General features: G+C 71.0%; 25 protein-coding genes. All 25 read left to right on the forward strand.

Annotation, left to right across the window (positions count from 1 at the left end; translation table 11 throughout):
- Window positions 1-1,419, forward strand: a 1,419-nt coding sequence (locus tag ABWO84_RS14645) for a primosomal protein (protein ID WP_353115845.1), incomplete at its 5' end; no start/stop codon positions are given.
- Complete coding sequence (locus tag ABWO84_RS14650; protein WP_353115847.1) at window positions 1,419-2,456, forward strand: HAD-IIA family hydrolase; 1,038 nt, start codon at window positions 1,419-1,421, stop codon at window positions 2,454-2,456. The genes ABWO84_RS14645 and ABWO84_RS14650, both read left to right, overlap by 1 nt.
- Window positions 2,457-2,523: 67 nt before the next feature.
- Window positions 2,524-2,718, forward strand: coding sequence for a hypothetical protein (locus ABWO84_RS14655; protein ID WP_353115849.1), 195 nt, complete (start codon window positions 2,524-2,526; stop codon window positions 2,716-2,718).
- Window positions 2,715-3,512, forward strand: coding sequence for a TlyA family RNA methyltransferase (locus tag ABWO84_RS14660; RefSeq protein WP_353115851.1), 798 nt, complete (start codon window positions 2,715-2,717; stop codon window positions 3,510-3,512). Before ABWO84_RS14655 ends, ABWO84_RS14660 begins: the two co-directional genes overlap by 4 nt.
- Complete coding sequence (locus ABWO84_RS14665) at window positions 3,509-4,417, forward strand: NAD kinase (protein ID WP_353115853.1); 909 nt, start codon at window positions 3,509-3,511, stop codon at window positions 4,415-4,417. Before ABWO84_RS14660 ends, ABWO84_RS14665 begins: the two co-directional genes overlap by 4 nt.
- Window positions 4,418-4,430: 13 nt before the next feature.
- Window positions 4,431-6,119: a DNA repair protein RecN gene (gene recN, locus ABWO84_RS14670; protein ID WP_353115855.1), complete on the forward strand. Its 1,689-nt coding sequence runs from the start codon at window positions 4,431-4,433 to the stop codon at window positions 6,117-6,119.
- A 17-nt stretch (window positions 6,120-6,136) separates the two neighbouring features.
- Window positions 6,137-7,825, forward strand: coding sequence for a CTP synthase (gene pyrG / locus ABWO84_RS14675; RefSeq protein ID WP_353115919.1), 1,689 nt, complete (start codon window positions 6,137-6,139; stop codon window positions 7,823-7,825).
- A gap of 11 nt (window positions 7,826-7,836) precedes the next feature.
- Window positions 7,837-8,403: an NUDIX domain-containing protein gene (locus ABWO84_RS14680; RefSeq protein ID WP_353115857.1), complete on the forward strand. Its 567-nt coding sequence runs from the start codon at window positions 7,837-7,839 to the stop codon at window positions 8,401-8,403.
- A gap of 2 nt (window positions 8,404-8,405) precedes the next feature.
- Window positions 8,406-9,308 carry a site-specific tyrosine recombinase XerD gene (gene xerD, locus ABWO84_RS14685; protein ID WP_353115859.1) on the forward strand — a complete coding sequence of 301 codons (903 nt, stop codon included), beginning with the start codon at window positions 8,406-8,408 and terminating at the stop codon, window positions 9,306-9,308.
- Between the two features lie 127 nt (window positions 9,309-9,435).
- The gene (locus ABWO84_RS14690; RefSeq protein ID WP_353115861.1) at window positions 9,436-10,980 is read left to right on the forward strand and encodes an amino acid permease; all 1,545 of its coding nucleotides are present in this window, start codon (window positions 9,436-9,438) and stop codon (window positions 10,978-10,980) included.
- Between the two features lies 1 nt (window position 10,981).
- Window positions 10,982-11,704, forward strand: coding sequence for a FadR/GntR family transcriptional regulator (locus ABWO84_RS14695; protein WP_353115863.1), 723 nt, complete (start codon window positions 10,982-10,984; stop codon window positions 11,702-11,704).
- Window positions 11,705-11,742: 38 nt separating this feature from the next.
- Entirely contained in the window at window positions 11,743-13,128 is a 1,386-nt protein-coding gene (locus tag ABWO84_RS14700; RefSeq protein ID WP_353115865.1) for a glutamine synthetase family protein, read from the forward strand.
- Between the two features lie 12 nt (window positions 13,129-13,140).
- Window positions 13,141-14,535: an aldehyde dehydrogenase family protein gene (locus tag ABWO84_RS14705; protein ID WP_353115867.1), complete on the forward strand. Its 1,395-nt coding sequence runs from the start codon at window positions 13,141-13,143 to the stop codon at window positions 14,533-14,535.
- A 46-nt stretch (window positions 14,536-14,581) separates the two neighbouring features.
- Window positions 14,582-15,361: a 3-oxoacyl-ACP reductase gene (locus ABWO84_RS14710; RefSeq protein WP_353115869.1), complete on the forward strand. Its 780-nt coding sequence runs from the start codon at window positions 14,582-14,584 to the stop codon at window positions 15,359-15,361.
- On the forward strand, window positions 15,354-16,091 hold the full coding sequence (locus tag ABWO84_RS14715; protein ID WP_353115871.1) for a gamma-glutamyl-gamma-aminobutyrate hydrolase family protein: 738 nt from the start codon (window positions 15,354-15,356) through the stop codon (window positions 16,089-16,091). The genes ABWO84_RS14710 and ABWO84_RS14715 overlap by 8 nt, the downstream gene beginning before the upstream one ends.
- A 109-nt stretch (window positions 16,092-16,200) precedes the next feature.
- A complete protein-coding gene (locus ABWO84_RS14720) occupies window positions 16,201-17,034 on the forward strand; it encodes a ParA family protein (protein WP_353115921.1) in 834 nt (277 codons plus the stop codon).
- The gene (locus ABWO84_RS14725) at window positions 17,018-17,905 is read left to right on the forward strand and encodes a segregation and condensation protein A (protein ID WP_502915425.1); all 888 of its coding nucleotides are present in this window, start codon (window positions 17,018-17,020) and stop codon (window positions 17,903-17,905) included. The genes ABWO84_RS14720 and ABWO84_RS14725 overlap by 17 nt, the downstream gene beginning before the upstream one ends.
- Entirely contained in the window at window positions 17,895-18,509 is a 615-nt protein-coding gene (gene scpB, locus ABWO84_RS14730; protein WP_353115873.1) for an SMC-Scp complex subunit ScpB, read from the forward strand. The genes ABWO84_RS14725 and scpB overlap by 11 nt, the downstream gene beginning before the upstream one ends.
- Window positions 18,510-18,605: 96 nt before the next feature.
- On the forward strand, window positions 18,606-19,421 hold the full coding sequence (locus ABWO84_RS14735) for a pseudouridine synthase (RefSeq protein ID WP_353115875.1): 816 nt from the start codon (window positions 18,606-18,608) through the stop codon (window positions 19,419-19,421).
- On the forward strand, window positions 19,418-20,563 hold the full coding sequence (locus ABWO84_RS14740) for a prephenate dehydrogenase (protein WP_353115877.1): 1,146 nt from the start codon (window positions 19,418-19,420) through the stop codon (window positions 20,561-20,563). The genes ABWO84_RS14735 and ABWO84_RS14740 overlap by 4 nt, the downstream gene beginning before the upstream one ends.
- Window positions 20,556-21,239: a (d)CMP kinase gene (gene cmk / locus ABWO84_RS14745; RefSeq protein ID WP_353115879.1), complete on the forward strand. Its 684-nt coding sequence runs from the start codon at window positions 20,556-20,558 to the stop codon at window positions 21,237-21,239. Before ABWO84_RS14740 ends, cmk begins: the two co-directional genes overlap by 8 nt.
- Complete coding sequence (gene der / locus ABWO84_RS14750) at window positions 21,232-22,752, forward strand: ribosome biogenesis GTPase Der (protein ID WP_353115881.1); 1,521 nt, start codon at window positions 21,232-21,234, stop codon at window positions 22,750-22,752. Before cmk ends, der begins: the two co-directional genes overlap by 8 nt.
- An 8-nt stretch (window positions 22,753-22,760) precedes the next feature.
- Window positions 22,761-24,131, forward strand: coding sequence for a hypothetical protein (locus ABWO84_RS14755; RefSeq protein ID WP_353115883.1), 1,371 nt, complete (start codon window positions 22,761-22,763; stop codon window positions 24,129-24,131).
- A gap of 157 nt (window positions 24,132-24,288) precedes the next feature.
- Window positions 24,289-25,350, forward strand: coding sequence for a Glu/Leu/Phe/Val dehydrogenase family protein (locus ABWO84_RS14760; RefSeq protein ID WP_353115885.1), 1,062 nt, complete (start codon window positions 24,289-24,291; stop codon window positions 25,348-25,350).
- A 269-nt stretch (window positions 25,351-25,619) separates the two neighbouring features.
- Window positions 25,620-26,534, forward strand: a complete 915-nt coding sequence (locus tag ABWO84_RS14765) for an NUDIX domain-containing protein (RefSeq protein ID WP_353115887.1) — start codon at window positions 25,620-25,622, stop codon at window positions 26,532-26,534.
- The last annotated feature ends 1 nt before the right edge of the window (window position 26,535 follow it).

The following is a 26,535-nucleotide window of genomic DNA, read 5'->3' on the forward strand; positions in this document are numbered from 1 at the left end:
GAGCGTCGTCCGCAGGGCGGAGACCGCCCGTACCGCGACCGGAACTCCTCCGGCGAGCGTCGTCCTTATGGTGACCGTGACGGCGGTGAGCGCCGGCCCTACGGCAACGACCGTGGCGACCGCCCGTACCGCGACCGCAATTCCTCCGGTGAGCGTCGTCCGCAGGGCGGAGACCGCCCGTACCGCGACCGGAACTCCTCCGGCGAGCGTCGTCCTTATGGTGACCGTGACGGCGGTGAGCGCCGGCCCTACGGCAACGACCGTGGCGACCGCCCGTACCGCGACCGCAATTCCTCCGGTGAGCGTCGTCCGCAGGGCGGAGACCGCCCGTACCGCGACCGGAACGACTCTGGCGCGCGTCGCTCCTCTGGCAGTCGTGAAGGCAGGGACCGTCGTTCCTTCGGCGACGACCGCGGGGACCGCCCCTACCGTGACGATCGCGGCCGCTCCGGCGACCGTGGGCGTCCGCAGCGTGGAGGGTCCGACCGTCCGTACAACGAGTTCGCTCCGGTCCGGCCGCGCATCCAGGATCCGGCGCTTCCGGACGAGGTCACGCCTCGCGACCTCCACCCCGCGGCCCGCAATGAGCTGAAGACGCTCTCGAAGGAGAACGCCGAGCGCGTCGCCCGTCATCTCGCGATGGCCGCGGACCTCATCGACGACGATCCGGCCCTCGCGCACGAGCATGCGCTGGCCGCGTCGCGTCACGCGGGGCGCATCGCGATCGTCCGCGAGACGCTCGCCATCACCGCGTACGGCGTCGGGGACTTCGCGCTCGCGCTGCGCGAGCTGCGCACCTATCGCCGCATCTCCGGGAAGGACGACCAGATAGCCCTGCTCGTCGACAGCGAGCGCGGAGTCGGGCGCCCCGACCGTGCCCTCGAGGAGGGGCGTGCCGTCGATCGATCGGCCCTGCCTGTCGACGTGCGCGTGGCTCTCGCGATCGCGATGTCCGGAGCACGCCTCGACCGCGGCGAGACCGAGCTGGCGCTCGGCGAGCTCGAGATCCCGGAGCTGGACCCCGACCGCGCCTTCGACTGGAGCCCTGCGCTCTTCGCCGCGCGCGCCGCGGTTCTCGAAGACCTCGGCCGTTCCGACGAGGCGGCGTTCTGGCACGAGCGTGCGGAGGTGGCAGCGGAGGCGCTGGGCGCCACGGCGGCCGAGCACGATGAGCTCATCGTGGAGGACGGGCTGATCGAGAGCTTCGACGACGAGGACGCCGACGGCTCCGAAGACGATGCCGAGACCGAGGACGCCACAGCGGACGCGGATTCCTCCGATGCGGATGACGAAGACGCCGACGCGCCCGGCGCCGAAGAGAACGACGCCGACGCGGGGGAGGACGGCGACGCCGAGGGGATCGGTGTCGAGCCGGAAGGTGAGGGGCCCGCCGCCCCCGACGCCGGACGCGCCGAGTGATGGCGCTGTTCCGCCGGAACGCGGCCGCGCCGACACCGATCGCCGGGCGCGATGCGATCCTCGCCGATCTCGACGGTGTGGTCTATGCGGGCCCCGGCCCGCTGCCCTACGCGATCGACAGCCTGAACCGGGCCGGGGAGCAGCTGCGCCTCGGCTACATCACCAACAATGCGGCCCGCACGGACGCCTCCGTGGCGGCCCACCTCCGCGAACTCGGCCTCGACGTGCAGGCGGGCGACGTGGTGACCAGCCCGCAGGCGGCGATGCGGCTGCTCTCGACCCTGGTGCCGGCACCGGCGACGATCCTCGTCGTGGGCGGCGAAGGCCTCGTGGTAGAGGTGGAGAAGGCGGGCTACACCGTCACCCGCAGCGCCGAAGACGCCCCGAGCGCTGTCGTACAGGGGTTCGCCCCCGAGGTCGCCTGGACGGACCTCGCCGAGGCAGCCTTCGCCCTGAAGGTACCGGAGGAGGACGGCGGCATCCCCTGGATCGCCACCAACACCGACTGGACGATCCCGAGGGAACGGGGCGTGGCACCGGGGAACGGCACGCTCGTGTCCGCCGTGCACACGGCGATCGGGCGGCTGGCGACGGTGGCCGGGAAGCCGGAGACGCCGATCTTCGAGGAGGCGATCGCGCGGTTCGGCGCGACGAGCGCGCTCTTCATCGGCGACCGGCTCGACACCGACATCATGGGGGCGAATCGCGCCGGCATCGATTCGGCCCTGGTGCTCACGGGGATCGACCGGCCGAAGCACGTCCTCGCCGCCCCTCAGGGTTCGCGCCCGACCTACATCCTCGGCGACCTCCGGGAACTGCACGAGCCCTATCCGCAGACCGTCCAGAAGGACGGCGTCTTCACGGTGAACGGCGCCGCGGTGCGAGTCGTCGGCGCCGACGTCGAGATCCTCGCCGAGGGCTCCTCGCAGATCGATCTGCTGCGTGCCGGAGCGGCGGCGATCTGGGCGACGGGCGCCGCGATCTATGTCTTCGAAGTGCCGGAGCGGCTCTACGCCGACCCCTTCCACCGGCCCTGAGCGCGCAGTCCTCCACAGGCCGGGGCGGCACCCGCGCGACGTCGGCGCCCGGCGTTAGGCTGGGACGATGGACGCCACGCAGGAGCCGCACCGGCCGGAGGAGCCGACCGACGCGCTGTGGAGCCGTCTGCGACTCATCGAGGGGCAGCCCCTCGCCGACCGCGCGGACGCCTATTCCGCGCTGCACGGCGAGCTGATGAAGCGCCTCGACAGCACGCCCCGGACCGACTCCCGCGACGAGCACGCTGCGGGATCGCGGTGACGCGCCTCGACGCCGCGCTGGCCGCCCGGGGTCTGGCACGCTCCCGCTCGCATGCCGCGACGCTCATCGCGGAGGGGCGCGTCCGGATTGGCGGACGTCCGGTGGTCAAGGCGTCGACGCCGGTCGCCGACTCCGACGAGCTCAGCGTCGACGGCGCCGATGCCTACGTCAGCCGCGGCGCCCACAAGCTCATCGCGGCTCTCGACGGATTCGGGATCGCCGCGGCGGGCCGACTCGCCCTCGACATGGGGGCGTCGACCGGTGGCTTCACACAGGTGCTCCGCGAACGGGGAGCCCGCCGGGTGCTCGCCGTCGACGTCGGGCACGGACAGCTCGCCCCGACGGTCGCCCTCGACGAGGGCGTGATCTCCGTCGAAGGGTTCAACGTGCGGTACATGACGCCGGAGAACCTGGCGGCGGCGACCGGCGAGCAGTCGGCCCCCGACCTGATCACAGGTGACCTGTCCTTCATCTCCCTCGAGCACGTCCTCCCCGCCGTCGCGGACGTCGCGCACGAAGGGTCCGATGTGGTGCTGCTGGTCAAGCCGCAGTTCGAGGTCGGTCGCACCGCCGTGCGCGGCGGGCTGGTCACGGATCCCGCCACCCGCGTCGACGCCGTCGAGCGCACGGCGTGGAGCGCCTGGGACACGGGGCTCGGGCTGCGCGGCATCCTGCCGTCCCCGATCCTCGGCACGCACGGCAACGCGGAGTACCTCATGCACCTCGTACCCGGCGCAGAGGACGATCCGACACAATGGACGGAGCGCATCGCGGAACTGGCAGGAGGACGATGAACGAGCGAAACATCCTGGTCGTCGCCCACGCGCGCCGAGACGACACGGTCGCCGCGGCGCTGCGGGTGATCGATGCACTCCGCGAGGCGGGTGCGCGTCCCGTGCTGCCCGTCGACGACCGCGACGACCTCGTCGCCGCCGATGGCCGCTTCTCCGATGTCGCCGTGCTCGGACAGGGGGTCGAGGCGGACGAGCTGGAGCTCGCGATCGTGCTCGGCGGAGACGGCACGATCCTCCGCGCCGCCGAGCTCGTCCGCGGATCGGGCGCCCCGGTGCTCGGGATCAACATGGGACACGTCGGGTTCCTCGCCGAGATCGAGCGCGACGACATGGACGATGCGGTGCGCCGCGTGATCGCCCGCGACTACGAGGTCGAGGAGCGGCTCGCCCTCTCCATCCGCGTCAAGGACAAGCAGGGCGAGGTCGTCTACGAGACCTGGGCGCTGAACGAGGCGACTGTCGAGAAGGCCAGCCGCGAACGCATGATCGAGGTGGTCATCGAGATCGACGGCCGCCCGCTGTCGAGCTTCGGCTGCGACGGGATGGTCGTGTCCACCCCGACCGGATCGACGGCGTACAACTTCTCGGCCGGCGGCCCGGTCATCTGGCCCGGCGTCGAGGCGATCGCGGTCGTCCCGCTGTCCGCCCACGCCCTCTTCGCCAAGCCCCTGGTGATCGGCCCTGACTCGGCGGTCGCGATCGAGATGCTCGAGCAGACCTCCGGCACCGGCATCCTCTGGTGCGACGGGCGGCGCTCGCACGAGCTCCCGGCCGGAGCGCGGGTGGTGGTGCGGCGCTCGTCGCGACCCGTCCGCCTGGCACGGCTGCATCCGATCGCCTTCACCGATCGCCTGGTGCGCAAGTTCCAGCTGCCGGTCGCCGGATGGCGGGGTGCGGGCGCATGAGCGGACCGGTCGCATGATCGAGGAGATGCGGATCCGCGGTCTCGGCGTAATCGACGACGCGGTGCTGCCGCTCGGGCCCGGGTTCACGGCCATCACCGGAGAGACCGGCGCGGGCAAGACGATGGTCGTCACCGGCCTCGGGCTGCTGCTCGGCGCGCGGGCGGACTCCGGCGCTGTGCGCGCGGGCGCTGCGCAGGCCTCCGTCGCGGGCGTGTGGATCGTGCCGCCCGAGGGCGCCGTGGCGGAGATCGTCGCGGATGCCGGTGGAGACCTCGAACCGGCGGGGGAGTCCGCCGAGCTGTACGTCTCCCGCAGCCTCTCCGCCGAGGGCCGCAGCCGGGCCTCGGTCGGCGGGCACGCGGCGCCGGCCGGGGTGCTGTCCTCCCTGGCGGAGGAGCTGGTGGTGGTGCACGGGCAGTCGGAGCAGCTGCGGCTGCGGTCGGCCGCCGCCCAGCGCGACGCCCTCGACCGCTTCGGCGGCCCGCCCATCGCCCGTGCCCTCTCCGCCTACACGGCGGCCTTCACCCGGTGGCGGGTGCTCGACGGCGAGATCACGGATCTCATCGGCAACCGCGACCGCCGCGCCGAGGAGGCCGCGCGGCTGCGCGAAGACCTCGCGCAGATCGAGGCGCTGGATCCTCAGCCCGGTGAGGACCGCGAGCTGAACGAGCGCGCCGAGCGACTCGCCAACGCCGAAGACCTGCGCCTCGCCGCCTCGGTCGCCCGCGAGGCCCTGTCGAGCGAAGAGGACGGGATCGACGTCGCCGGGCTCCTCGCCGATGCCCGCCGATCGTTGGAGCGCGGGAGCGACCCGCGGCTCTCGGACATCGCCGAGGCGCTGAACGACCTCGGCTACCGTGCGGCGGATCTCGCCGTGCAGCTCTCGGGCTATCTCGCCGACCTCGACGAGTCCGGCCCCCATGAGCTCGCAGCAGTGGAGGAGCGCCGGGCCGCGCTGGGCATGCTCGCCCGGCAGCACGGCTCCCTCGACGACGCCCTCGCGCTCTGGCAGTCGGGCTCCGCACGGCTCGCCGAGCTGGACGACGACGGCGACCGCATCGAACGGTTGCAGGCCGAGGCCGTGGTCGCGCGGGAACAGCTGGACGAGGCGTCCGCCGCGTTGACCGCCGCACGCACCGCGGCGGCGGAGCGCCTCTCCGCCGCCGTCACTGAGGAGCTCCATGCCCTCGCGATGCCCGATGCGCGGCTGTTCGTGCAGGTGTCGCCGGGTGCGGAGGCCGCGCACGGCGGCGACGACGTCGCGATCCTCCTCGCACCGCACCCGGGCGCGGAGCCGCGATCGGTGTCCCGAGGGGCATCCGGGGGAGAGCTCTCCCGGGTGATGCTGGCGATCGAGGTCGTGATCGCCGCGGTCGACCCGGTGCCGACCTTCGTGTTCGACGAGGTGGATGCAGGGATCGGCGGCGCCGCCGCGATCGAGGTGGGCCGCCGCCTCGCGCGGCTCGCGGAGACCTCGCAGGTGATCGCCGTGACCCATCTCGCCCAGGTGGCCGCCTTCGCGGGCAACCACCTCTCCGTCGTCAAGGCCAATGACGGAGCGGTGACCGCCTCGAGCGTGCGCAGGCTCGACGGAGCCGAGCGCGAGGCGGAGATGGCGCGGCTGCTCTCCGGACTGGCCGACTCCGACGCCGCGCTCACCCATGCCCGTGAACTCCTCGGCCTCGCGGCCGGGACGACCTGATAGGATAAAAGCCCGTGATGCAGACTTCAGCCGCGCGGACAGACGACACTCCTTCGACCACGAAGCACATCTTCGTGACGGGCGGTGTCGTCTCCTCTTTGGGCAAGGGCCTCACCGCCGCCAGCCTGGGCAATCTGCTCACCGCGCGTGGTCTGCGTGTCGTGATGCAGAAGCTCGATCCGTACCTGAACGTCGACCCGGGCACGATGAACCCGTTCCAGCACGGCGAGGTCTTCGTGACCGACGACGGTGCGGAGACCGACCTCGACATCGGGCACTACGAGCGCTTCCTCGACATCAACCTGTCGCAGGCGGCGAACGTCACCACGGGGCAGATCTACTCCCAGGTGATCGCCCGCGAGCGGCGCGGGGAGTACCTCGGCGACACCGTGCAGGTCATCCCGCACATCACCGATGAGATCAAGCGCCGCATGCGTCTGCAGGCCACCGAGGAGCCCCGGCCCGACGTGATCATCACCGAGGTCGGCGGCACGGTCGGCGACATCGAGTCGCAGCCGTTCCTCGAGGCGGCCCGCCAGCTGCGCCACGAGCTGGGCCGCGACAGCGTGTTCTTCGTGCACGTCTCGCTCGTCCCGTTCATGGGCGCGTCGGGGGAGCAGAAGACCAAGCCGACCCAGCACTCCGTCGCCGCCCTGCGCCAGGTGGGCATCCAGCCCGACGCGCTCGTGCTGCGCAGCGACCGCCCGGTGAGCGAGAGCAACCGCAACAAGATCGCGCTGATGTGCGACGTCGACGCGGAAGGCGTGATCAACACCGTCGACCTCCCGAGCATCTACGACATCCCGTCGACCCTGAACGAGCAGGGACTGGACTCCTACATCGTCCGCCGGCTCGGTCTGCAGGCCGCGGAGGTGGACTGGTCGCGCTGGCAGAAGGTGCTCCAGGCGGTGCACAACCCCAAGCACGAGGTGACCATCGGCCTGGTCGGCAAGTACATCGACCTGCCCGACGCCTATCTGTCGGTGACCGAGGCGCTCCGCGCGGGCGGCTTCGCCCATGAGGCGCACGTGAACATCCGCTGGATCCCCTCCGACGACTGCGAGACCCCGGAGGGCGCCGCCAAGGCGCTCGGCGACCTCGACGGCATCTGCGTGCCCGGCGGCTTCGGCATCCGCGGCATCGAGGGCAAGCTCGGGGCGCTGCGCTTCGCCCGTGAGCAGGGCATCCCGGCGCTCGGTCTGTGCCTCGGCCTGCAGTGCATGGTGATCGAGTACGCCCGCCACGTCGCGGGCATCGAGGGTGCGTCGTCGAGCGAGTTCGACCCCGAGACCGCGGAGCCGGTCATCGCGACCATGGCCGAGCAGGTCGAGATCCTCGACGGCGGCGACCTGGGCGGCACGATGCGCCTCGGACTGTACAAGGCCGCGCTCGCGGAGGGATCGCTCGCCGCCGAACTGTACGGCGCGACCGAGGCCTCCGAGCGCCACCGTCACCGCTACGAGGTCAACAACGCCTATCGCGGGCGGCTGGCCGACGCCGGCATGGTCTTCTCGGGGCTCAACCCCGAGCTCGACCTGGTCGAGTACGTCGAGCTGCCCCGCGACGTGCACCCGTTCTACATCGCCACGCAGGCGCACCCCGAGCTCCGCTCCCGTCCGACCTCCCCGCACCCGCTGTTCCGCGGGCTCATCGGCGCGGCCATCGAGCGCCACCGGGCCAGCGAGCTGTTCGGCGACGAGGACTGAGCGGAGACGCCATGACGGATCTCCTGCACGACGAGCCGTTCGAGCCGGAGGTGCTGCAGAGCGACGTCGTCTACGACGGATACGTCTGGGACGTGCGTCGTGACCGGGTGCGGTACGGCGACGGCGAGATCGTGCGCGAGTACGTCGCGCACACCGGAGCTGTGGCCGTGGTCGCCATCGACGACGAAGGGCGGGTGCTGCTCATCCAGCAGTACCGGCATCCGATCCGTCACCGCGACTGGGAGCTTCCGGCGGGGCTGCGGGACGTCGCGGGGGAGGAGCCCCTCGCAGCCGCGCAGCGCGAGCTCGCGGAGGAAGCGGATCTGGTCGCCCGCGAATGGCGCCCGCTGGTATCGACCTGGACCACCCCGGGCGGCAACTCCGAGATGATCCAGGTCTTCCTCGCCACCGGCGTCGCCCCGGCGCCGGACGCGCACGCGCGGGAGGACGAGGAGGCGGACATCCGCGTCGAATGGGTGCCGCTGCCGGACGCCGTCGAAGCCGTGCTCGCCGGGAGGATGCACAACGGCATCCTGTCGATCGGAGTGCTCGCGGCGGAGCGCCTGCTGCGGGGCTGACCGTGCAGCTCGACCGGGCGATCGACGCCTATCTGCGGCACGTCACGATCGAGCGCGGCCTCTCGGCGCACACGGTCGGCGCCTATCGCCGTGATCTGACCGCCTATCGGCAGTGGCTCGGCGCGCAGGGACTCGACGACACCGGCGAGATCACCCCGGCGGTCGTGCAGGCGTTCATCGCGGATCGCGCCGGCGCCGAACCCGTCCCCGCAGCGACGAGCCTCGCCCGGCTGCAGTCCTCGGTGCGCGGATGGCATCGGTTCCTCGCGCGAGAGGACATCGAGCACGACGATCCGACGGGCCGCATCCGTCCCCCGAAGATGCCCCGTCGACTGCCGAAGGCGCTGACGATCGACCAGGTGGAGCGGCTGCTCTCCGCGCCGAGCGCCGAGGAGCCGATCGGCATCCGGGACCGCGCCCTCCTCGAGTTGATGTACGCGACCGGCGCGCGCGTCTCCGAGGCGGTGGCCCTCGACGTGGACGACCTCTCGCACGGCGACGTGCTGCGGCTACGGGGAAAGGGCGACAAGGAACGGGTCGTGCCGGTGGGCTCCTATGCGCGCGCGGCCGTCGACGCGTACCTCACCCGCGTTCGCCCGGCTCTCGCGGCGAAGGGGAGGGCCTCGGCGCGCCTGTTCCTCGGCGCGCGGGGCGCCCCGCTCTCGCGCCAGAGCGCCTGGCTCGTCATCCGCGCGGCCGCCGAGCGCGCGCAGATCACCGCCGACGTGTCGCCGCACACCCTACGGCACTCGTTCGCGACCCACCTGCTGCAGGGCGGCGCGGACGTGCGTGTCGTGCAGGAGCTCCTGGGGCACGCCTCCGTGGCGACGACGCAGATCTACACCCACGTGTCGGTCGACACCCTCCGGGACGTCTACGCGACCTCCCATCCGCGGGCCCGCTGACCGCGGCCTCCGGACAGCCCGGGTGAGCTCGACCTCAAAGGTTTGAAGTCAGACCATTGACATCAAAGCCCCGGCGCCGCCAGAATCGCTCCAAACGCTCCCTTCGATGAAAGCAGGTAGCACTTCCATGAGCGAAACGACAAAGGCGCCGGACTCGCACCCGATCGACGACGACGCCGCAGCACTGGCCGAACTCGGCTACAAACAGGAGCTCCACCGCGGGATGTCGGGCTTCTCCAACTTCGCGGTCTCGTTCTCGATCATCTCGATCCTGGCGGGCTGCATCACCTCCTTCAACATCGCGCTGAAGTCCGGCGGCCCCATGGCGATCAACATCGGATGGCCGCTCGTCGGCGTGTTCGTGCTGTGCGTCGCTCTCGCGATGGCGGAGGTCTGCTCGCGGTACCCCACGGCGGGAGGACTGTACTTCTGGGCGGGGCGCCTGGCCAAGAAGAACAAGCGCCAGTGGGCGTGGTTCGTCGGCTGGTACAACTTCCTGGGCGAGGTCGCCGTGACCGCGGCGATCGACTACGGCGCCGCCGCCACGATGATGGCCTTCGCCAACCTCATGTGGGGCGTCGAGGTCACCTCGCTGAACACCTTCCTCCTCTTCGTCGTGCTGATCGTCGTCCACGGACTGCTCAACACCTTCGGCGTCAATCTCGTCAGCCTGCTCTCGACGGTCTCCGCCTGGTGGCACATCGTGGGCGTCGCGATCATCGTCGGCGTGCTGTGGATCATCCCGACCAAGCACCAGGACATCGCCTGGTCGTTCACCGCCTTCCACAACGAGACGGGATGGTCGTTCGGCCCCTACGTGTTCCTCATGGGCCTGCTCATGGCGCAGTACACCTACACCGGGTACGACGCCTCGGCGCACGTCGCCGAGGAGACCAAGAACGCCTCCACCGCGGCGCCGAAGGGCATCGTGATGAGCGTGCTGATCTCGATCATCGGCGGCTGGATCCTGCTGTACACGATCGTCGCGGCGATCCAGGACGGCAGCGAGGAGGGGCTCTCGAAGATCGTCGGCACCGACCTCGGTTCGGGCCCCGCGCAGATCTTCATGGATGCGCTGAACAACCCCGACGTCGCGAAGTTCCTACTCTTCATCGTCTGCGGCGCCCAGTTCTTCTGCGGCATGGCCTCGGTGACGGCGAACTCGCGGATGAGCTACGCGTTCTCCCGCGACAATGCGATCCCCGGCTCCCGCCTCTGGGCGCAGGTGAACAAGCGCACGGGCACGCCCACCAACTCGATCTGGCTGTGCGTCGCGCTCTCGATCCTCCTGACCGTGCCCGCACTGTTCAACGCCACCGCCTACGCCGCCGTCACCTCGATCGCGGTCATCGGCCTCTACATCGGCTACGTCACGCCGGTCTTCCTGCGGCGCCTGAACAAGGACTTCAAGCCCGGCCCGTGGAACCTGGGCAAGTGGAGCGCGCTGATCGGCTGGATCGCGGTGGTATGGGTGGTCTTCATCGTCATCCTGTTCGTGCTGCCCCCGGTCACCCCGATCACGGTGGACACGTTCAACTACGCCCCGATCGCCGTGGTGGTGGTCGCGATCCTCTCGATCGTGCTCTGGTACGCCTACGGGAAGCGCGACTTCATGAGCCAGGCCGAGGCCGAGCACCTCACGAAGTCGGCGGAGACGCTGCTGGAAGAGTGACATGAACGACGTGATGGATTCCCCTCTGGTGGATGCCGCGCTGCATCCGGTGCGCGGGCACATGGCCTTCGAGTCATGCGTCGAACAGCTCGGATCGGCGATCCAGCTCGGGATCTTCCGCGTGGGGACGAAGCTCCCCGGCGAGCGGGAGCTCGCCGAGAGGCTCAACGTCTCCCGCGCCACCCTGCGGGAAGCCATCAGCGCCCTCCGCGCCGCCGGGCTCGTCTCCACGACCCGAGGGCGCGGAGGGGGCACCATCGTCGAGCCGCCCGCGCAGACCTGGCCGGCCGATCAGCATCCGCCGCGCCGCGCGGAGATCGACGACCTCATCGTGTTCCGCGCGGTGATCGAGCCGGGCGCCGCACACCGCGCCGCACTCACCGACCTCACCGTCGAACAGCGGGAGCTGCTGCGCACCAGCCTGGACGAGCTGGCCGCCGCGGAGACGCCGGCCGACTACCGGCAGGCCGATGCGCGGTTCCACCTCGCGATCAGCACGGTGTGCGGCTCGGACGAGCTCGCCAGGGCCTGCAGCGGCGTGCAGGTGCGGATCCACCAGCTGCTCGCCGAGATCCCCTTCCTGAAGACCAACATCGAGCACTCGGAGCAGGAGCACCGCGAGGTGGTCGAGGCGATCCTCGCCCGCGACGCCGAGCGGGCGCGCGCGGTGATGACCGCGCACTGCGACGCCACCGCGGCCCTGCTCAAGGGCCTGCTGCCCTGACCCGGACGAAGCCTTCTCAGAGACGAAAGACACCACCGATGCAACAGTTCACCTCCGTTCCCCGCAACGACCGCATGCTCACCGTCGAGCAGCTGCGCACGCGCATCCTCGACGACGACATCGACACCGTCATCCTCGCGTTCACCGACATGCAGGGGCGGCTGCAGGGCAAGCTCGTGCACGGCCGGTTCTTCCTCGACTCGGTGCTGGGGCACGGCACGGAGGGGTGCAACTACCTGCTCGCCGTCGACGTGGACATGAACACCGTCGACGGATACGAGATCAGCTCATGGGAGGCCGGCTACGGCGACATGGAGTTCGAGCTGGACCTCGGCACGATCCGTCTGCTGCCGCACCGTCCGGGGAGCGCGATGATCCAGTGCGACCTGAAGACGACGGCGGGGCAGGCCATCCGCGTCTCGCCGCGGGAGATGCTCCGCGCCCAGACCGAGCGCGCGGCATCCCACGGGTGGAAGGCGGTCGCGGGCACCGAGCTGGAGTTCGTGGTGTTCGACACCCCGTACGACGAGGCCTGGGACCGCGGATACCGCGACCTCGTCCCGGCGAACAGGTACAACGTGGACTATTCCGTGCTCGGCTCCACCATCGTCGAGCCGCTGCTGCGCGACATCCGGAACACGATGTACCAGGCGGGGCTCACCGTGGAGTCGGCCAAGGGGGAGTGCAATTTCGGACAGCACGAGATCGCCTTCAAGTACGACGACGTGCTGACCACGGCGGACAACCACACGGTCTACAAGACGTTCGCCAAGGACCTCGCGCGTCAGCACGGGCAGTCGATCACCTTCATGGCGAAGCCGAACCAGCGCGAGGGGAACTCCTGTCACGTCCACATGTCGCTGCGCGGGAAGGATGACGACGAGCTGGTGTTCTGGGACGAGGGTGCGGGCGGACGCTCCGTGACCTACGACCGCTTCATCGCCGGCGTGCTCGCGACGATGCGCGACTTCACGCTGTTCTACGCGCCGAACATCAACTCGTACAAGAGGTTCGTGAAGGGCTCCTTCGCGCCGACGGCGATCGCCTGGGGCAACGACAACCGCACCAGCGCGGTCCGTCTCGTCGGGCGCGGCGCCGGCGCGCGCATGGAGAACCGTCTGCCGGGCGGGGACATGAACCCCTACCTCGGCCTCGCCGCGATGCTCGCCGGCGGCCTGTACGGCATCGAGCACGAGCTCGAGCTCGAGCCCGAGACGCTCGGCAACGCCTACGAGTCGGGTGCTCCGACGGTACCGACCACGATGCACGAGGCCCGCGAGGCGCTGGCGAGCTCCGAGATCGCGGCCGAGGTCTTCGGCGAGGACGTGGTCCGCCACTACGTGCACTACGCGGACGTGGAGACGGAGGCCTTCGATGCGGCCGTCACCGACTGGGAACTGCGCCGCGGCTTCGAGAGGCTCTGAAAGGCTATGACCATGAGGATCCCCACCACCGCGTTCGGCGCGGGCGGCACCTTCACCGTGCTGAACCCCGCGACCGGCGCCCCCGTCGCCGACGTGCCCCTGGCGGATCTCGCCGAGACGGACGCGGCGATCGAGCGCGCGCACCGTGCGTTCCCCGCCTGGCGTGCGATCGCCCCGGCGGAGCGGGCGCGGCTGATGCGGTCGTTCGCCGCCGTGATCGACGCGCACATCGACGAGCTCGCCGCCCTCGAGGTCGTGGGCTCCGGTCACACGATCGGCAATGCGCGCTGGGAGGCCGGCAACGTCCGCGACGTGCTGAACTACTACAGCGCCTCGCCGGAACGGCACTTCGGACGCCAGATCCCCGTTCCCGGCGGGCTCGACGTGACCTTCCACGAGCCCCTCGGCGTGGTCGGCATCATCGTGCCGTGGAACTTCCCGATGCCGATCGCCGGATGGGGCTTCGGACCGGCACTCGCCGCCGGCAACACCGTGGTGCTGAAGCCCGCCGAGCTCACCCCGCTCACGGCGATGCGCATCGGCGAGCTGGCGCAGGAGGCGGGTATCCCCGAGGGCGTGCTGACGATCATCCCCGGGAAGGGGCGGATCGTGGGGGAGCGCTTCGTCACGCATCCCCTGGTGCGCAAGGTCTGCTTCACCGGGTCGACCGAGGTCGGCAAGGGGATCATGCGCGGGTGCGCGGACCAGGTGAAGCGGCTGACGCTCGAGCTCGGCGGGAAGAACGCGAACATCGTCTTCGAGGACGCCGATCTCGAGCTCGCCGCGGCGACCGCGCCGGCGGCCGGACTCGACAACGCCGGACAGGACTGCTGCGCCCGCTCGCGGATCCTCGTGCAGCAGAGCGTCTACGACCGTTTCCTGGAACTGCTGCAGCCGGCCGTCGAGGCCTTCCGCGTGAAGGACCCCTCGGCGGAGGACGCGGAGATGGGCCCCCTGATCTCGGCGGGGCAGCGCGATGCGGTGGCGAGGCATCTGGAAGGTGCGGACGTCGCCTTCCGCGGCCAGAGCCCCGACGGGGCAGCCGGCCACTGGCTCGCCCCGACCGTGGTCCTGCCCCGCGGGGCCGACGATCCGGTGTGGGCGCAGGAGCTGTTCGGCCCCGTGCTCGCCGTGATGCCGTTCCGTGACGAGGCCGATGCGATCGCGAAGGCGAACGACACCGAGTACGGGCTCTCCGGGTCGATCTTCACGCGCGACATCGGCCGCGCCCTGCGGGTGGCCCGGGGCGTGGACAGCGGCAACCTCTCCGTCAACTCGCACTCCTCGGTGCGGTACTGGACGCCGTTCGGCGGCTTCAAGCAGTCCGGCCTCGGCCGGGAGCTCGGACCGGATGCGCCCGATTCGTTCTCCGAGGTCAAGAACGTGTTCATCTCGACCGCGGAATAGCCCGCACACTCCACACACTCTCTGACACAGAAAGGCACCACACAGGATGGGAAAGCTCGAGGGCAAGGTCGGCGTCATCACCGGCGGCTGCAGCGGAATCGGTCTGGCGACGGCGAAGAAGTTCGTCGCCGAGGGCGCGAAGGTCGTCATCGGCGACCTCGACGAGGCGAACGGCCCGCGCATCGCCGAAGAGCTCGGCGGTGTGTTCGTGAAGGTGGACGTGACCGACGCCGCCGAGGTGGAGAACCTCTTCCGCACCGCGAAGGAGTCCTTCGGCCGTATCGACATCGCGTTCAACAACGCGGGCATCTCGCCGGCATCCGACGACTCGATCCTGAAGACGGGGATCGACGCATGGAACCTGGTGCAGGACGTCAACCTCACCAGCGTGTACCTCTGCTGCAAGGCGGTACTGCCCTACATGCTCGAGCAGGGGAGCGGATCGATCATCAACACCGCGTCGTTCGTCGCGATCATGGGCGCCGCGACGTCGCAGATCTCCTACACGGCGTCGAAGGGCGGCGTGCTCGCGATGACCCGAGAGCTGGGCGTGCAGTTCGCACGCAAGGGCATCCGGGTGAACGCGCTCTGCCCGGGCCCGGTGAACACCCCGCTGCTGCAGGAGCTGTTCGCCAAGGACCCCGAGCGCGCCGCGCGCCGCCTGGTGCACGTGCCGATGGGACGGTTCGCCGAGCCGGAGGAGATCGCGAACGCGGTTGCGTTCCTCGGCAGCGACGAGTCGAGCTTCATCACCGCGATGGACTTCCTCGTGGACGGCGGTCTCTCCAACGCCTACGTCACGCCGTTGGAGGCGGACTTTGAGTGAGACCGTCCCCGCGGCGGCGCCGGTCATCGGCATCACCACCTACCGGCAGCCGGCGAGCTGGGGCGCCTGGAAGGACGTCCCGGCCGACCTGCTGCCGAGCGACTACGCGCTGTCGGTCGAGCGCGCGGGAGGGGCGCCGGTGCTCCTCCCGCCGCTCGCGAGCGCGGATGCTGCGCGGGCCGTGCTGCCGCGACTCGACGGGCTGCTCATCGCCGGCGGCGCCGACATCAATCCGGAGCGCTACGGTCAGCGTCCGGAGGAGAACGTCGTCATCTGGTACGACGACCGGGACGCCTGGGAGCTCTGGCTGCTCGCCGAGGCGGACCGGGTGCGGCTTCCGGTGCTCGGGATCTGCCGGGGGATGCAGATGATGGCCGTGGCCGCGGGCGGGTCGCTCGTGCAGCATCTCCCGGACCTCGTCGGGCACGCGCATCACGCCGGGCCGTCCGACGGATACAGCCGCACCGAGGTGAGCGTGGACGGCACGGGCCGGGTCGCGGACCTGCTCGCGGACGAGCTCGTCGTGCCGAGCCACCACCACCAGGCGGTGGCGGAGCACCCCGGGTACCGGATCGTCGCGCGGGACGCCGACGGCGTGGCGCAGGCGATGGAGGCGGAGGACGACCGGTTCGCGATCGGGGTGCAGTGGCATCCCGAGACCGCCGACGACCCGGGGGTGTTCGACGGTCTCGTCGCGGCAGCACGGGAGCGCGCCGCGCGCCGGGGGTGACTGTCGCGGCCGGATCGATACAATCGACAGGGCACGACGAGCAGGAGAACCGGTGGCTGAGAAAGCGGCGAAGACCAGGGCGAAGACGCAGAAGAGCGACGACACGCCCATGGGGCCGACCGGTCGTCCCTATCACGGCTTCGCGGTGCCCGCCCCGCTGACCTCCCACGGCCCCGCGCGGATCATCGCCCTCTGCAACCAGAAGGGCGGGGTCGGCAAGACGACCACGTCGATCAATCTGGCCGCGGCGCTCGCCGACTACGGCCGGAAGGTGCTCGCCGTGGACTTCGATCCGCAGGGAGCCCTCTCGGCGGGGCTGGGAATCCAGACCCACGACATCCCGACGATCTACGACCTGCTGCTGGACACCAAGCGCGATGCGCGCGAGGTCATCGTGCCCTCGTCGGTCGAGAACCTCGACGTGATCCCCGCGAACATCGACCTGTCCGCGGCCGAGGTGCACCTCGTCAACGAGGTCGCCCGCGAGACGATCCTCTCTCGCGTGCTCCGACAGGTCGCCGGCGACTACGACGTCATCCTCATCGACTGCCAGCCCTCGCTCGGGCTGCTCACGGTCAATGCGCTCACCGCGGCGCACGGCGTGCTCATCCCGCTGGAGTGCGAGTTCTTCGCGCTGCGCGGCGTGGCGCTGCTCATCGAGACCATCGACAAGGTGCGTGATCGCCTGAACCCGTCGATCACGCTCGACGGCGTGCTCGCGACGATGTACGACCCGCGCACGCTGCACTCCCGCGAGGTGCTCGAGCGGGTCGTCGAGGCCTTCGGCGACGACGTGCTCGAGACCGTGATCGGCCGCACCGTGAAGTTCCCGGACGCCTCGGTCTCGGGGGTCCCCATCACCGAGTTCGCTCCGGAGCACGCCGCCGCACAGGCGTACCTGCGACTGGCGCGGGAGCTGGTCGCCCGTGGCGCCGTCGCCTAGCGAGGAGACCCCGGTCGTCCCGGATGCCGAGGCGACGTCCTCCCCGGCCTCCGACCCGGTGGACGGCGAGACGCCTCCCGAGGACGATCCGCACGGCTTCCGTGTGTCGCTGTCGAACTTCGACGGCCCCTTCGACCTCCTCCTGAGCCTCATCACCAAGCACGAGCTCGACATCACCGAGGTGTCGCTGAGCAAGGTCACCGACGAGTTCATCGCCTACCTCAAGGACCTCGACGGCGAGGAGGAGCTCGATCAGGCGTCGGAGTTCCTCGTGGTGGCGGTGACGCTGCTCGACATGAAGGTCGCGGGGCTCCTCCCGCAGGGCGAGCTCGTCGACGCGGAGTCCGTGGCGCTGCTCGAGGCGCGCGACCTGCTCTTCGCCCGGCTCCTGCAGTACCGGGCCTTCAAGGAGGTCTCGGTCTGGTTCTCCCGCTGTCTGCAGCGCGAGGAGGGCCGGCACGTGCGGGCCGTGCCGCTCGACGAGAAGCACCGCCGCAAGACGCCTGAGCTGGTCTGGTCGCTCAGCCCCGAGGACTTCGCCGCGCTCGCGCTGCTGGCCTTCGCGCCCAAGGAGATCCCCGCGGTCGGGCTCGACCATCTGCACGCGCCGCTGGTCAGCATCCGCGAGCAGGCGGCGATCGTCGTGACGATGCTGCGCGGCACCGCCACCCTGACCTTCCGCGAGCTGGTGGCCGGATCCACGGAGCCGGGGATCGTGGTGGCGCGGTTCATCTCCGTGCTGGAACTGTACCGACATGCGGCGCTCTCGTTCGAGCAGCTGGAGCCGCTCGGCGAGCTGACGCTGCGCTGGGCCGCCGAGAGCTGGTCCGACGAGATGCTCGCGACGCTGGGAGCCGACTATGACCGATGAAGCGCCGACGGCCGGGATCGAGGACGCCGAGGAGCAGCGCGTCTACGACACGCCCCTCACCGAGCGTCTGGAGGCGATCCTGCTGATCGTCGACGAGCCGATCGGGCTCGTCGCCCTGGCCGCGGCCGTGGGGTCGCCGGTGCCGGCCGTGCGTCAGGGGCTCGAGACCCTGGTCGAGGACTACGACGGGCTCGGGAAGGGACCGCGTCGCGGCTTCGAGCTGCGCGAGGTCGGCGGGGGGTGGCGGCTCTACGTGCGCGAGGACCACGACGGCCTCGTGGCCGACTTCGTGGGGGGACAGGCGCCCGCGCGACTCTCGCAGGCCGCCCTGGAGACCCTCGCCGTGATCGCCTACAAGCAGCCCGTGACCCGCGGACAGGTGGCGTCGATCCGTGCGGTCAACGTGGACTCCGTGGTGCGCACGCTCCTCGCGCGCGGCCTGATCACGGAACTGTTCGCCGACTCCGAGACCGGGGCGATCAACTACGGCACGACGGAGCAGCTGCTGCAGCATCTCGGCATCAACTCGCTCGACGAGCTGCCGCCGATCTCCCCGCTGCTCGACGACGGCGCCGACGGCTTCGACGAGGGCCTGGCGCGATGAGCGTCCCGCTGCGTCTATTCGGCGCAAAGTACCGGAATCGGCACGGGATAATGGAACTTTGCGCCGAATAGACGGAGAACGGCGGGAGGAGCGGGCATGACGGATGCGGAGAAGGACGGCGGTGCCGGGGGCGTGCGCCTGCAGAAGGCGCTGGCGAACGCCGGTGTCGCCTCACGCCGGGTGGTCGAGCAGTACATCGTCGAGGGCCGCATCCGGGTGAACGGGAGCACGGTCACCGAGCTCGGCACCCGCATCGATCCCGAGAGCGACCTCGTCGACGTGGACGGCACGGCCGTCCAGCTGGACGTCTCCAAGCGCTATGTGATGCTCAACAAGCCCACCGGAGTCGTCAGCTCGATGAAGGACGAGCGCGGGCGCCCCGATCTCCGTCGCTTCACGAAGGAGTACGACGAGCGGCTCTACAACGTCGGCCGTCTGGATGCTGAGACGAGCGGCCTGCTCGTGCTCACCAACGACGGGGAACTCGCCCATGTGCTCGCGCACCCCTCGTTCGGGGTGACGAAGGTCTACATCGCGAAGGTGCACGGCATCGTCACGCCCCAGACCATCGCGAAGCTCACCCGCGGCTTCGACCTCGAGGACGGATTCATCCAGGCCGACAAGGCGCGGCTGCTCGACACCTCACGGGCCGGCCAGGGCTCCAGCATGGTCGAGCTCACGCTGCACTCCGGCCGCAACCGCATCGTGCGCCGCATGATGGCCGCCGTCGGGCATCCGGTCGACGAGCTCGTGCGCCGGCAGTTCGGCCCGCTGCACCTGGGAACGCTCCCGGCCGGTCAGAGCCGGGAACTGACTAAAATCGAACGCGGCGCTCTGCTGACCCTGTCGCGCGGGGAGTCCCCTGCGGATGCGGGCCTTGAGCGAGACGGCGGAATGCAGGAGAACCAGTGAGCGACACCTCGGACGCACCGACGGACGCCACCGCGAAGTCGGCGGGCGGCGTCGCCGCGCGTCTCAGCGGCACCGTGCGCGTCGTCGGCTCCGGGCTGCTGGGCGCCAGCATCGGACACGCGCTGCGCGCGAAGGGCGTGGACGTCGTGCTCTCCGATGCCTCGCCCGCCCAGCTCCGGCTCGCGATCGACTACGGCGCCGGGCGCGCTGCGCGCGAGGACGACGCGCCCGCCCTGATCGTGGTGGCCGTGCCGCCGGACGTGACCGCCGATGTGATCGAGGAGGAGCTCTCGCGCTTCCCCGGGGCCGTGGTCACCGACGTCGCGAGCGTGAAGCTCGAGCCCTACCGTGCGCTGCGCGATCGCGGCGTGGACCTCACGCGCTACATCGGCTCGCACCCGCTGGCCGGGCGGGAGCGCGGGGGAGCGATCTCGGCCCGCGCCGACCTCTTCATCGGGCGGCCCTGGGTGGTCTGCCGCGACGAGGAGACCCGCGGCGCCGACCTCGCACTCGTCGAGGCGCTGGCGCTCGACGTCGGCGCGATGCCCCTGGAGATGACGCCCGAGGAGCACGACCGCTCGGTCGCCCTCACCTCCCATGTGCCGCAGGTGGTGGCGAGCCTCCTCGCCGCGCGCCTCGCCGACGCCGACGAGGGGTCCCTGCGGCTCGCCGGCCCCGGCGTGCGCGACACCACGCGCATCGCGGCCTCGGCCCCTGAGCTGTGGGTGCAGATCCTCGGTGCCAACGCCGCTCCGGTGGTGGACGTCCTCGATGCACTCGCCGAGGACCTTCGTGAGGTGTCGGCCGCGCTACGCGACCCGGACGCCCCGGGCTCACGGCGTACGGTCGCCGATGCGATCAGGCAGGGCAACGAGGGCGTGGAGCGTCTGCCGGGCAAGCACGGGCAGAACCGCCGGTTCGAGACGCTCGTCGTGATGGTCGACGACACCTCGGGTCAGCTGGCCCGCCTCTTCTCCGATCTCGGAGAGCTCGGGGTGAACGTGGAGGACCTCCGTCTGGAGCACTCGCCCGGAGCGCAGTTCGGCCTCGCCGAGATCAGCGTGGCGCCCGCCGCGCTGCGCGGCGCCATCGAGGGCCTCGAAGCGCGTGACTGGCGGATCGCGGGGAACACCAATGACTGATGCGGCGAAGTTCATCGCGATCGACGGGCCCGCGGGCTCCGGGAAGTCGAGCGTCTCGAAGGCGGTCGCGCGCGGCGAGGGCTACGGCTACCTCGACACGGGCGCGGCGTACCGGGCGCTGGCCTGGCACGTGCTCGACCGCGGCGCCGACACCTCGGACGAGCAGGCGGTGCTCGCCGCGGCATCCGACTTCCCGCTGCGGCAGGGGCTGGACCCGGACGATCGCCGTGTGCACGTCGGCGATGTGGACGTGACCGAGGCGATCCGCGAACCGCGCGTGTCCGCGGCCGTGAGCGGCGTGGCGCGGGTGCCCGCGGTGCGCGCGCAGGTGAACGAGGCGTTCCGGCGGATGGTCGCCGAGGCGCCCTATGACGCCGTGGTGGTCGAAGGACGCGACATCACCACGGTGGTGGCTCCGGACGCCCCGGTGCGGATCCTGCTCACGGCAGCGCCGGAGGTGCGCGCCGCCCGCCGCGCCGCAGAGCTGAGCGGCGAGGACGCCGCCGCCGTCGCGACCGCCCTGCATCAGCGCGATGCCAAGGACAGCGCGGTGGTGGACTTCCTCACCGCGGCCCCCGGAGTCGATGTGGTCGACTCCTCCGAACTTGATTTCGCTCAGACGATCGCCGCGGTGCTCGCGGTGATCGCCGAGCGCCGAGGAGAACGACATGGCTGATGAGGAATACGAAGGCGCGCCCGACCAGCTCGCCGAGAAGATGGCGGCGCTCGACGAGCAGCTCGCCGACCAGCGGGCGGACGCGCTGCGCGCGTCGCTCGCGGACTACGAGCTGGAGGACGAGGACGACGCCCTCCTCGCCGGGGTGACCCTCGGCGAGGACGGGATCGAGTACCTCCCCGCCCTCCCGGTGGTCGCGATCGTCGGGCGGCCGAATGTCGGCAAGTCCGCGCTGGTGAACCGCATCCTCGGGCGCCGCGAGGCGGTCGTCGAGGACACCCCGGGCGTCACCCGCGACCGGGTGACCTACAAGGCGGAGTGGATGGACCGGCGCTTCTCGCTGGTCGACACCGGCGGCTGGGAGCCCGATGCCAGGGGCATCGACCGCTCGGTGGCTGCGCAGGCGGAGGTCGCGATCGACCTCTCCGACCTGGTGCTGTTCGTCGTCGACGCCAAGGTCGGCGCCACCTCGACCGACGAGCACGTGGTGAAGCTGCTGCGCAAGAGCGGCAAGCCCGTGTTCCTCGTCGCGAACAAGATCGACGACGCGCGGCAGGAGCCCGAGGCCGCGGCCCTGTGGAACCTCGGCCTCGGCGAGCCGCATCCGGTGTCGGCGATCCACGGGCGGGGGGTCGCCGACCTGCTCGACGCCGTGATGGAGAAGCTGCCCGACGTCTCGGCCGTCGCTGCGCACGAGATCGGCGGGCCCCGACGCGTCGCGATCCTCGGCCGTCCGAACGTGGGCAAGTCCTCGCTGCTGAACAAGGCCGCCGGGGAGGAGCGCGTCGTGGTCAACGACCTCGCCGGCACCACTCGCGACCCCGTGGACGAGATCGTCGAGCTCGGCGGCAAGCTGTGGCGGCTGGTCGACACCGCCGGCATCCGTCGCCGCGTGCATCTGCAGCAGGGGGCGGACTTCTACGCCTCGCTGCGCACCTCGGCCGCACTGGAGAAGGCCGAGGTCGCGGTCGTCGTGCTCGACGTCTCCGAGACCATCAGCGAGCAGGACGTGCGCATCATCGACATGGTGCTCGAGTCGGGGCGCGCCCTCGTGATCGCATACAACAAGTGGGACCGGCTCTTCGACGACGACATGGAGAACATCGATCGTCGCCGGTACCTCGAGCGCGAGATCGAGCAGGACCTCGCCCACATCGCCTGGGCGCCGAGGGTGAACATCTCGGCCAGGACGGGACGTCACCTCGACAAGCTCGTGCCCGCCCTGGAGACGGCGCTGGAGAACTGGGACCGTCGCATCCCGACCGGCAAGTTCAACGCCTTCCTGACCGAGCTCGTCGCCGCCCATCCGCACCCGCTGCGGGGTGGCAAGCAGCCGCGCATCCTGTTCGGCACGCAGGCGTCGACCCGGCCGCCGACATTCGTGCTGTTCACGACCGGATTCCTCGACCCCGGGTACCGTCGCTTCATCCAGCGTCGGCTGCGCGAGCTGTACGACTTCGAGGGCACGCCGATCGTCATCAACATGCGGGTGCGCGAGCGCCGGCAGCGCTAGCGTTCGCCATGGTCGCGACCTTTCCCGTCACGCACGACCCGGAGGCTCGGGAGCTGCTCGCCGCCTGGCGGGTGATCCGCAGGAGGGTGCCGTACGAATGGGATGCCGAGGCCGGCATGAGCCGGTTCCGGCCGGAGCGCGAGCCGGGTCTCGCTCCGCTGTCGGAAAGGCTGCGTGCGGCGGGGCTCGACCCGGACGCCGTCGACCTGGTGGACCACTCCGCGTGCGTCGAGCGGCTGGAGGCCGGCGCCGCGAGGTGGACCGTGGACGAGGCCGCCGACGCGTTCACGGCGTCGCTGTGGTCGGCGCCGGGCGCATGGCGCAGCATGCTGCCCGCCGTGCTGTTCGCACGGGCGATGCCCGCGCATGAGCTGATGCCGTGGAGCGAGGACTCCGCGGAGCTGTGCGCGGTGTGCGGATGGCGCGCCGGCCGACGGCAGCTCGTGGAGGAGTGGGCGTCGCGGATGAGCGGGACGACTCCGCTCGACGGCGATCCCGCTGCGGCGGGCTTCGCGCTGCGTGCGGCCGGGGAGGGGCGCCCGTCGGCGACGGAGTCGGACCGGTGGATGCTCGGCGCCGTCCGCGCGGTGATCAAGGACCTGCCTCCGCAGACGAGGCATGCCCGCGCCGCGGCCGCGATCCGGTCGGCGAAGCTCTTCCCGCTCGATCGGTATGAGGCCGTCGGGTTCCTCGAGACGCTGGCGCTCATCGGCGTGCTGGCCCCGCCCGAGCGGCCGGGACTGGCGGAGCGGTTCACGACGTATCGGGAGCGGGACCAGCGGCCGAACGTGCGGGTGGAACCGCAGGCGCCGCTCGCGTGGTGGGACACCGGCGTCGGCGACCGGGGGTGGAGGGACGACGTCTTCGCGCAGCTGTTCGGCTTCCTCGACATCCCCGAGGTGGACCTGGGCGAGCCGCGCCCGAGGCTCGTGCCGCCGGCGAAGGAGACGATCCCCGGAGGCCTCTCCGCCCGGATGCGGGCGCTGACTCCCGCCTCTTCCCGGGTCGTCGGATCGGTCGGGGACGGCCCCGCGGCGCAGGGCGATGTGTGGGCGCTGCGTGTACGGCCGGACGCCTGGGTGACCGTATACGTGCACGAGATCATGACCACGCGCGACCGCCCTTATGCGAAGGTCGAGTTCCTCGCCGGGGTGTTCCCGGAGATGCCGGACGCCTCGGTGCTGACGCTGGTCGGGCAGCCGAGGGCGAGCGGACGCGACGTGCAGCACGTCCACTCCCTCGAGAAGACGCCCTGGGTGCGGCGCGTGGCGCAAGGTGCTCCGACGCCGCGGGCGGACGAGGCGTTGCCCGAGCGCGGTCCCTGGCAGGCCGCGAAGGAGCTCAAGCACTTGGCGTCCTGGCACTTCGACGAACTCTGAGCACTCCGCGTTGTGGCTTCGGACAGCCCGCGTGCTGCGGATCTGTCCGGACCGGAGGCTGAACGACCGGTCGGGGTGCGGCAGAATGGGAGCCGGATGACGGCGATCCGCCGCATCCGCCAGAGCAAGCCCACAAGGCCCGCCGAAAGAGGACGCGATGACGCATACCCTGCCCCTGCCCGATTTCTCCCACGAGCGCGTGGAGGTGATCACGGGGCCGCGGAGCGGACTGTTCATGGCCGTCGCGCTGCACTCCTCGGTGCTCGGCTCGGCGCTCGGCGGCGCCCGCCTGTGGACCTACCCGCACTGGAGCGATGCGCTCGGCGATGCGCTGCGCCTGTCTGCGGCGATGACGCTCAAGAACGCGGCGGCGGGCCTCGACGCCGGCGGCGGGAAGTCGGTGATCCGGCTGGAGCCCGGCGAGACCCTCGACGCGGATCGCCGCCGCGACGCGTTCCTCGACCTCGGCGACGCGGTCGAGCTTCTCGGCGGGACGTACCGCACGGCGGAGGACGTCGGCTCCACCACCGACGACATGCTCACGGTGAGCGAGCGCACCGCCCACGTCGTGGGTCTGCCCTCGACGGTCGGCGGTTCCGGAGAGCCGGCCGGCCCCACGAGCCTCGGCGTGTACGAGTCGCTGCGCGCAGTGCTCGAGCGCCTGACCGGCACCGCGGACGCCGCGGGGCGCCGGATCACAATCTCGGGCCTCGGGCAGGTCGGCGGACGCCTCGCGCAGCGGCTCGCCGATGACGGGGCCGTGCTCACGGTGACCGACATCAACCCCGCTCGGCAGGCCTTCGCGGCCGACCTCGGCGCGACCTGGGTCGAGCCCGGATCCGAGCACCTGGTCGCGGGCGACGTCTTCGTGCCGGCGGGCATCGGCGGCGTGCTGACCGACGAGGTCATCGACGCCCTCGACGTGAAGGCCGTCTGCGGCCCCGCGAACAACCCTCTCGCCGAGCACTCCGGTGCGGAGCGCCTCGCCGGACGAGGCATCCTCTACGCCCCGGACTTCGTGGTCAACGCCGGCGGTGTGATCTACCTCGACCTCGAGGCGAAGCAGATCGGATCGAGCGAGGAGATCATGGCGAAGGTCTCGGGCATCGGTGACACCGTGCGCCGCATCCTCGACGACGCCGAGGTGCGTGGGATCACCCCGCTCGCCGCCGCCGAAGAGCTCGCCGCGTCGCGTCTGCGCGCCGGTGCGGGGGTCTGAGGCCTTCTGATCCGAGGGCGGATGCCGGCTCGAGTCCGGCATCCGCCCTTTGTCCGCTTCCGGCGGCTTCTGGATCTGAGGTGTTCCGGCGGGTGCGACGTTCTGCACCCGGGGTGACGTTCGGCATGCGGATCGGTGGGGTTTCGGGTGCAGAGCGTCGGGGTGGATGCAGAACGTGCACGAAACCGGTGGCGATCCGCTCCGGGCAGGGACGGTCATGAGCCGTCGCAGTCATGGCCGGGACGGGGGAGCTGTGAAAGGCTGGAAGGGTGACGATCGTTCCTCCTGAGCCCGGCGAACCGCGACGTCCGGAAGGTCCGCGCGATCCGGGTGATGCCTGGGTCGTGGCGGAGTCGGGGGAGCGGTACTGGGGCCGGTTCGGTGCGGCGGGCATCCTCGCCGTCGACGCGGCGCGCGGGGTGCTGATGCAGCATCGGGTGTCGTGGAGCCACTTCGGCGGCACATGGGGCCTGCCCGGCGGTGCCAGGCATCAGGGCGAGTCGGCGCTCGATGGCGCACTGCGCGAGGCGCAGGAGGAGGCCGGGATCCCGGACGGCGCTCTGCGGGCACGATTCTCGAGCGTGCTCGACCTGGGCATCTGGTCGTACACGACGGTCGTCGCCGATGTCGTCGAGTCCTTCGAGCCGGTGATCAGCGACCCCGAGAGCGTGGCGCTGGAGTGGGTGCCGATCGACGAGGTCGATGCCAGGCCGCTGCATCCCGGATTCGCCGACGCATGGCCCCGGCTGCGCGAACTGCTGAAGACCAGGCCGGCGGTCGTCATCGACGTGGCCAACGTGATCGGATCGGTGCCGGACGGCTGGTGGAAGGATCGCGCGGGAGCCGCGGATCGACTGCTCGACCGAGTGGATGCCTGGCGGTGCGGCGGGCTTTCGGGGCCGGGATCGGGTCTCGGGGCGGATCGCTGGTATCCGGAGGTCGTCGTCGTGGTCGAGGGCGCCGCCCGGGCGGTGCCGGGTCGCTCCGGCGGACTGCGGCTGGTCCGCGCGGAAGGACACGGCGACGATGCCGTCATCGCGGAGGCCACCCGACTGGTCGGTGCCGGCGCGACGACGATCGTCGCGACGAGCGATCGGGGGCTCCAGGCGCGGGCGGTATCGATCGGCGCGCGGGTGGAGTCGGCCGGGTGGCTGCTGCGGGAACTGGACGGGGCGCCCGCCTAGT

It is taken from the genome of Microbacterium sp. (genome assembly GCF_040394595.1).
Lineage (GTDB): Bacteria > Actinomycetota > Actinomycetes > Actinomycetales > Microbacteriaceae > Microbacterium.

Excerpts from the sequence above, each read along its gene's own strand:
- ABWO84_RS14650 (WP_353115847.1), top strand. The coding sequence starts at position 1,419 with ATGGCGCTGTTCCGCCGGAACGCGGCCGCGCCGACACCGATCGCCGGG.
- ABWO84_RS14655 (WP_353115849.1), top strand. The coding sequence starts at position 2,524 with ATGGACGCCACGCAGGAGCCGCACCGGCCGGAGGAGCCGACCGACGCG.
- ABWO84_RS14665 (WP_353115853.1), top strand. The coding sequence starts at position 3,509 with ATGAACGAGCGAAACATCCTGGTCGTCGCCCACGCGCGCCGAGACGAC.
- recN (WP_353115855.1), top strand. The coding sequence starts at position 4,431 with ATGATCGAGGAGATGCGGATCCGCGGTCTCGGCGTAATCGACGACGCG.
- pyrG (WP_353115919.1), top strand. The coding sequence starts at position 6,137 with ATGCAGACTTCAGCCGCGCGGACAGACGACACTCCTTCGACCACGAAG.
- ABWO84_RS14680 (WP_353115857.1), top strand. The coding sequence starts at position 7,837 with ATGACGGATCTCCTGCACGACGAGCCGTTCGAGCCGGAGGTGCTGCAG.
- ABWO84_RS14690 (WP_353115861.1), top strand. The coding sequence starts at position 9,436 with ATGAGCGAAACGACAAAGGCGCCGGACTCGCACCCGATCGACGACGAC.
- ABWO84_RS14695 (WP_353115863.1), top strand. The coding sequence starts at position 10,982 with ATGAACGACGTGATGGATTCCCCTCTGGTGGATGCCGCGCTGCATCCG.
- ABWO84_RS14700 (WP_353115865.1), top strand. The coding sequence starts at position 11,743 with ATGCAACAGTTCACCTCCGTTCCCCGCAACGACCGCATGCTCACCGTC.
- ABWO84_RS14705 (WP_353115867.1), top strand. The coding sequence starts at position 13,141 with ATGAGGATCCCCACCACCGCGTTCGGCGCGGGCGGCACCTTCACCGTG.
- ABWO84_RS14710 (WP_353115869.1), top strand. The coding sequence starts at position 14,582 with ATGGGAAAGCTCGAGGGCAAGGTCGGCGTCATCACCGGCGGCTGCAGC.
- ABWO84_RS14720 (WP_353115921.1), top strand. The coding sequence starts at position 16,201 with ATGGGGCCGACCGGTCGTCCCTATCACGGCTTCGCGGTGCCCGCCCCG.
- scpB (WP_353115873.1), top strand. The coding sequence starts at position 17,895 with ATGACCGATGAAGCGCCGACGGCCGGGATCGAGGACGCCGAGGAGCAG.
- ABWO84_RS14735 (WP_353115875.1), top strand. The coding sequence starts at position 18,606 with ATGACGGATGCGGAGAAGGACGGCGGTGCCGGGGGCGTGCGCCTGCAG.
- cmk (WP_353115879.1), top strand. The coding sequence starts at position 20,556 with ATGACTGATGCGGCGAAGTTCATCGCGATCGACGGGCCCGCGGGCTCC.
- der (WP_353115881.1), top strand. The coding sequence starts at position 21,232 with ATGGCTGATGAGGAATACGAAGGCGCGCCCGACCAGCTCGCCGAGAAG.
- ABWO84_RS14755 (WP_353115883.1), top strand. The coding sequence starts at position 22,761 with ATGGTCGCGACCTTTCCCGTCACGCACGACCCGGAGGCTCGGGAGCTG.
- ABWO84_RS14760 (WP_353115885.1), top strand. The coding sequence starts at position 24,289 with ATGACGCATACCCTGCCCCTGCCCGATTTCTCCCACGAGCGCGTGGAG.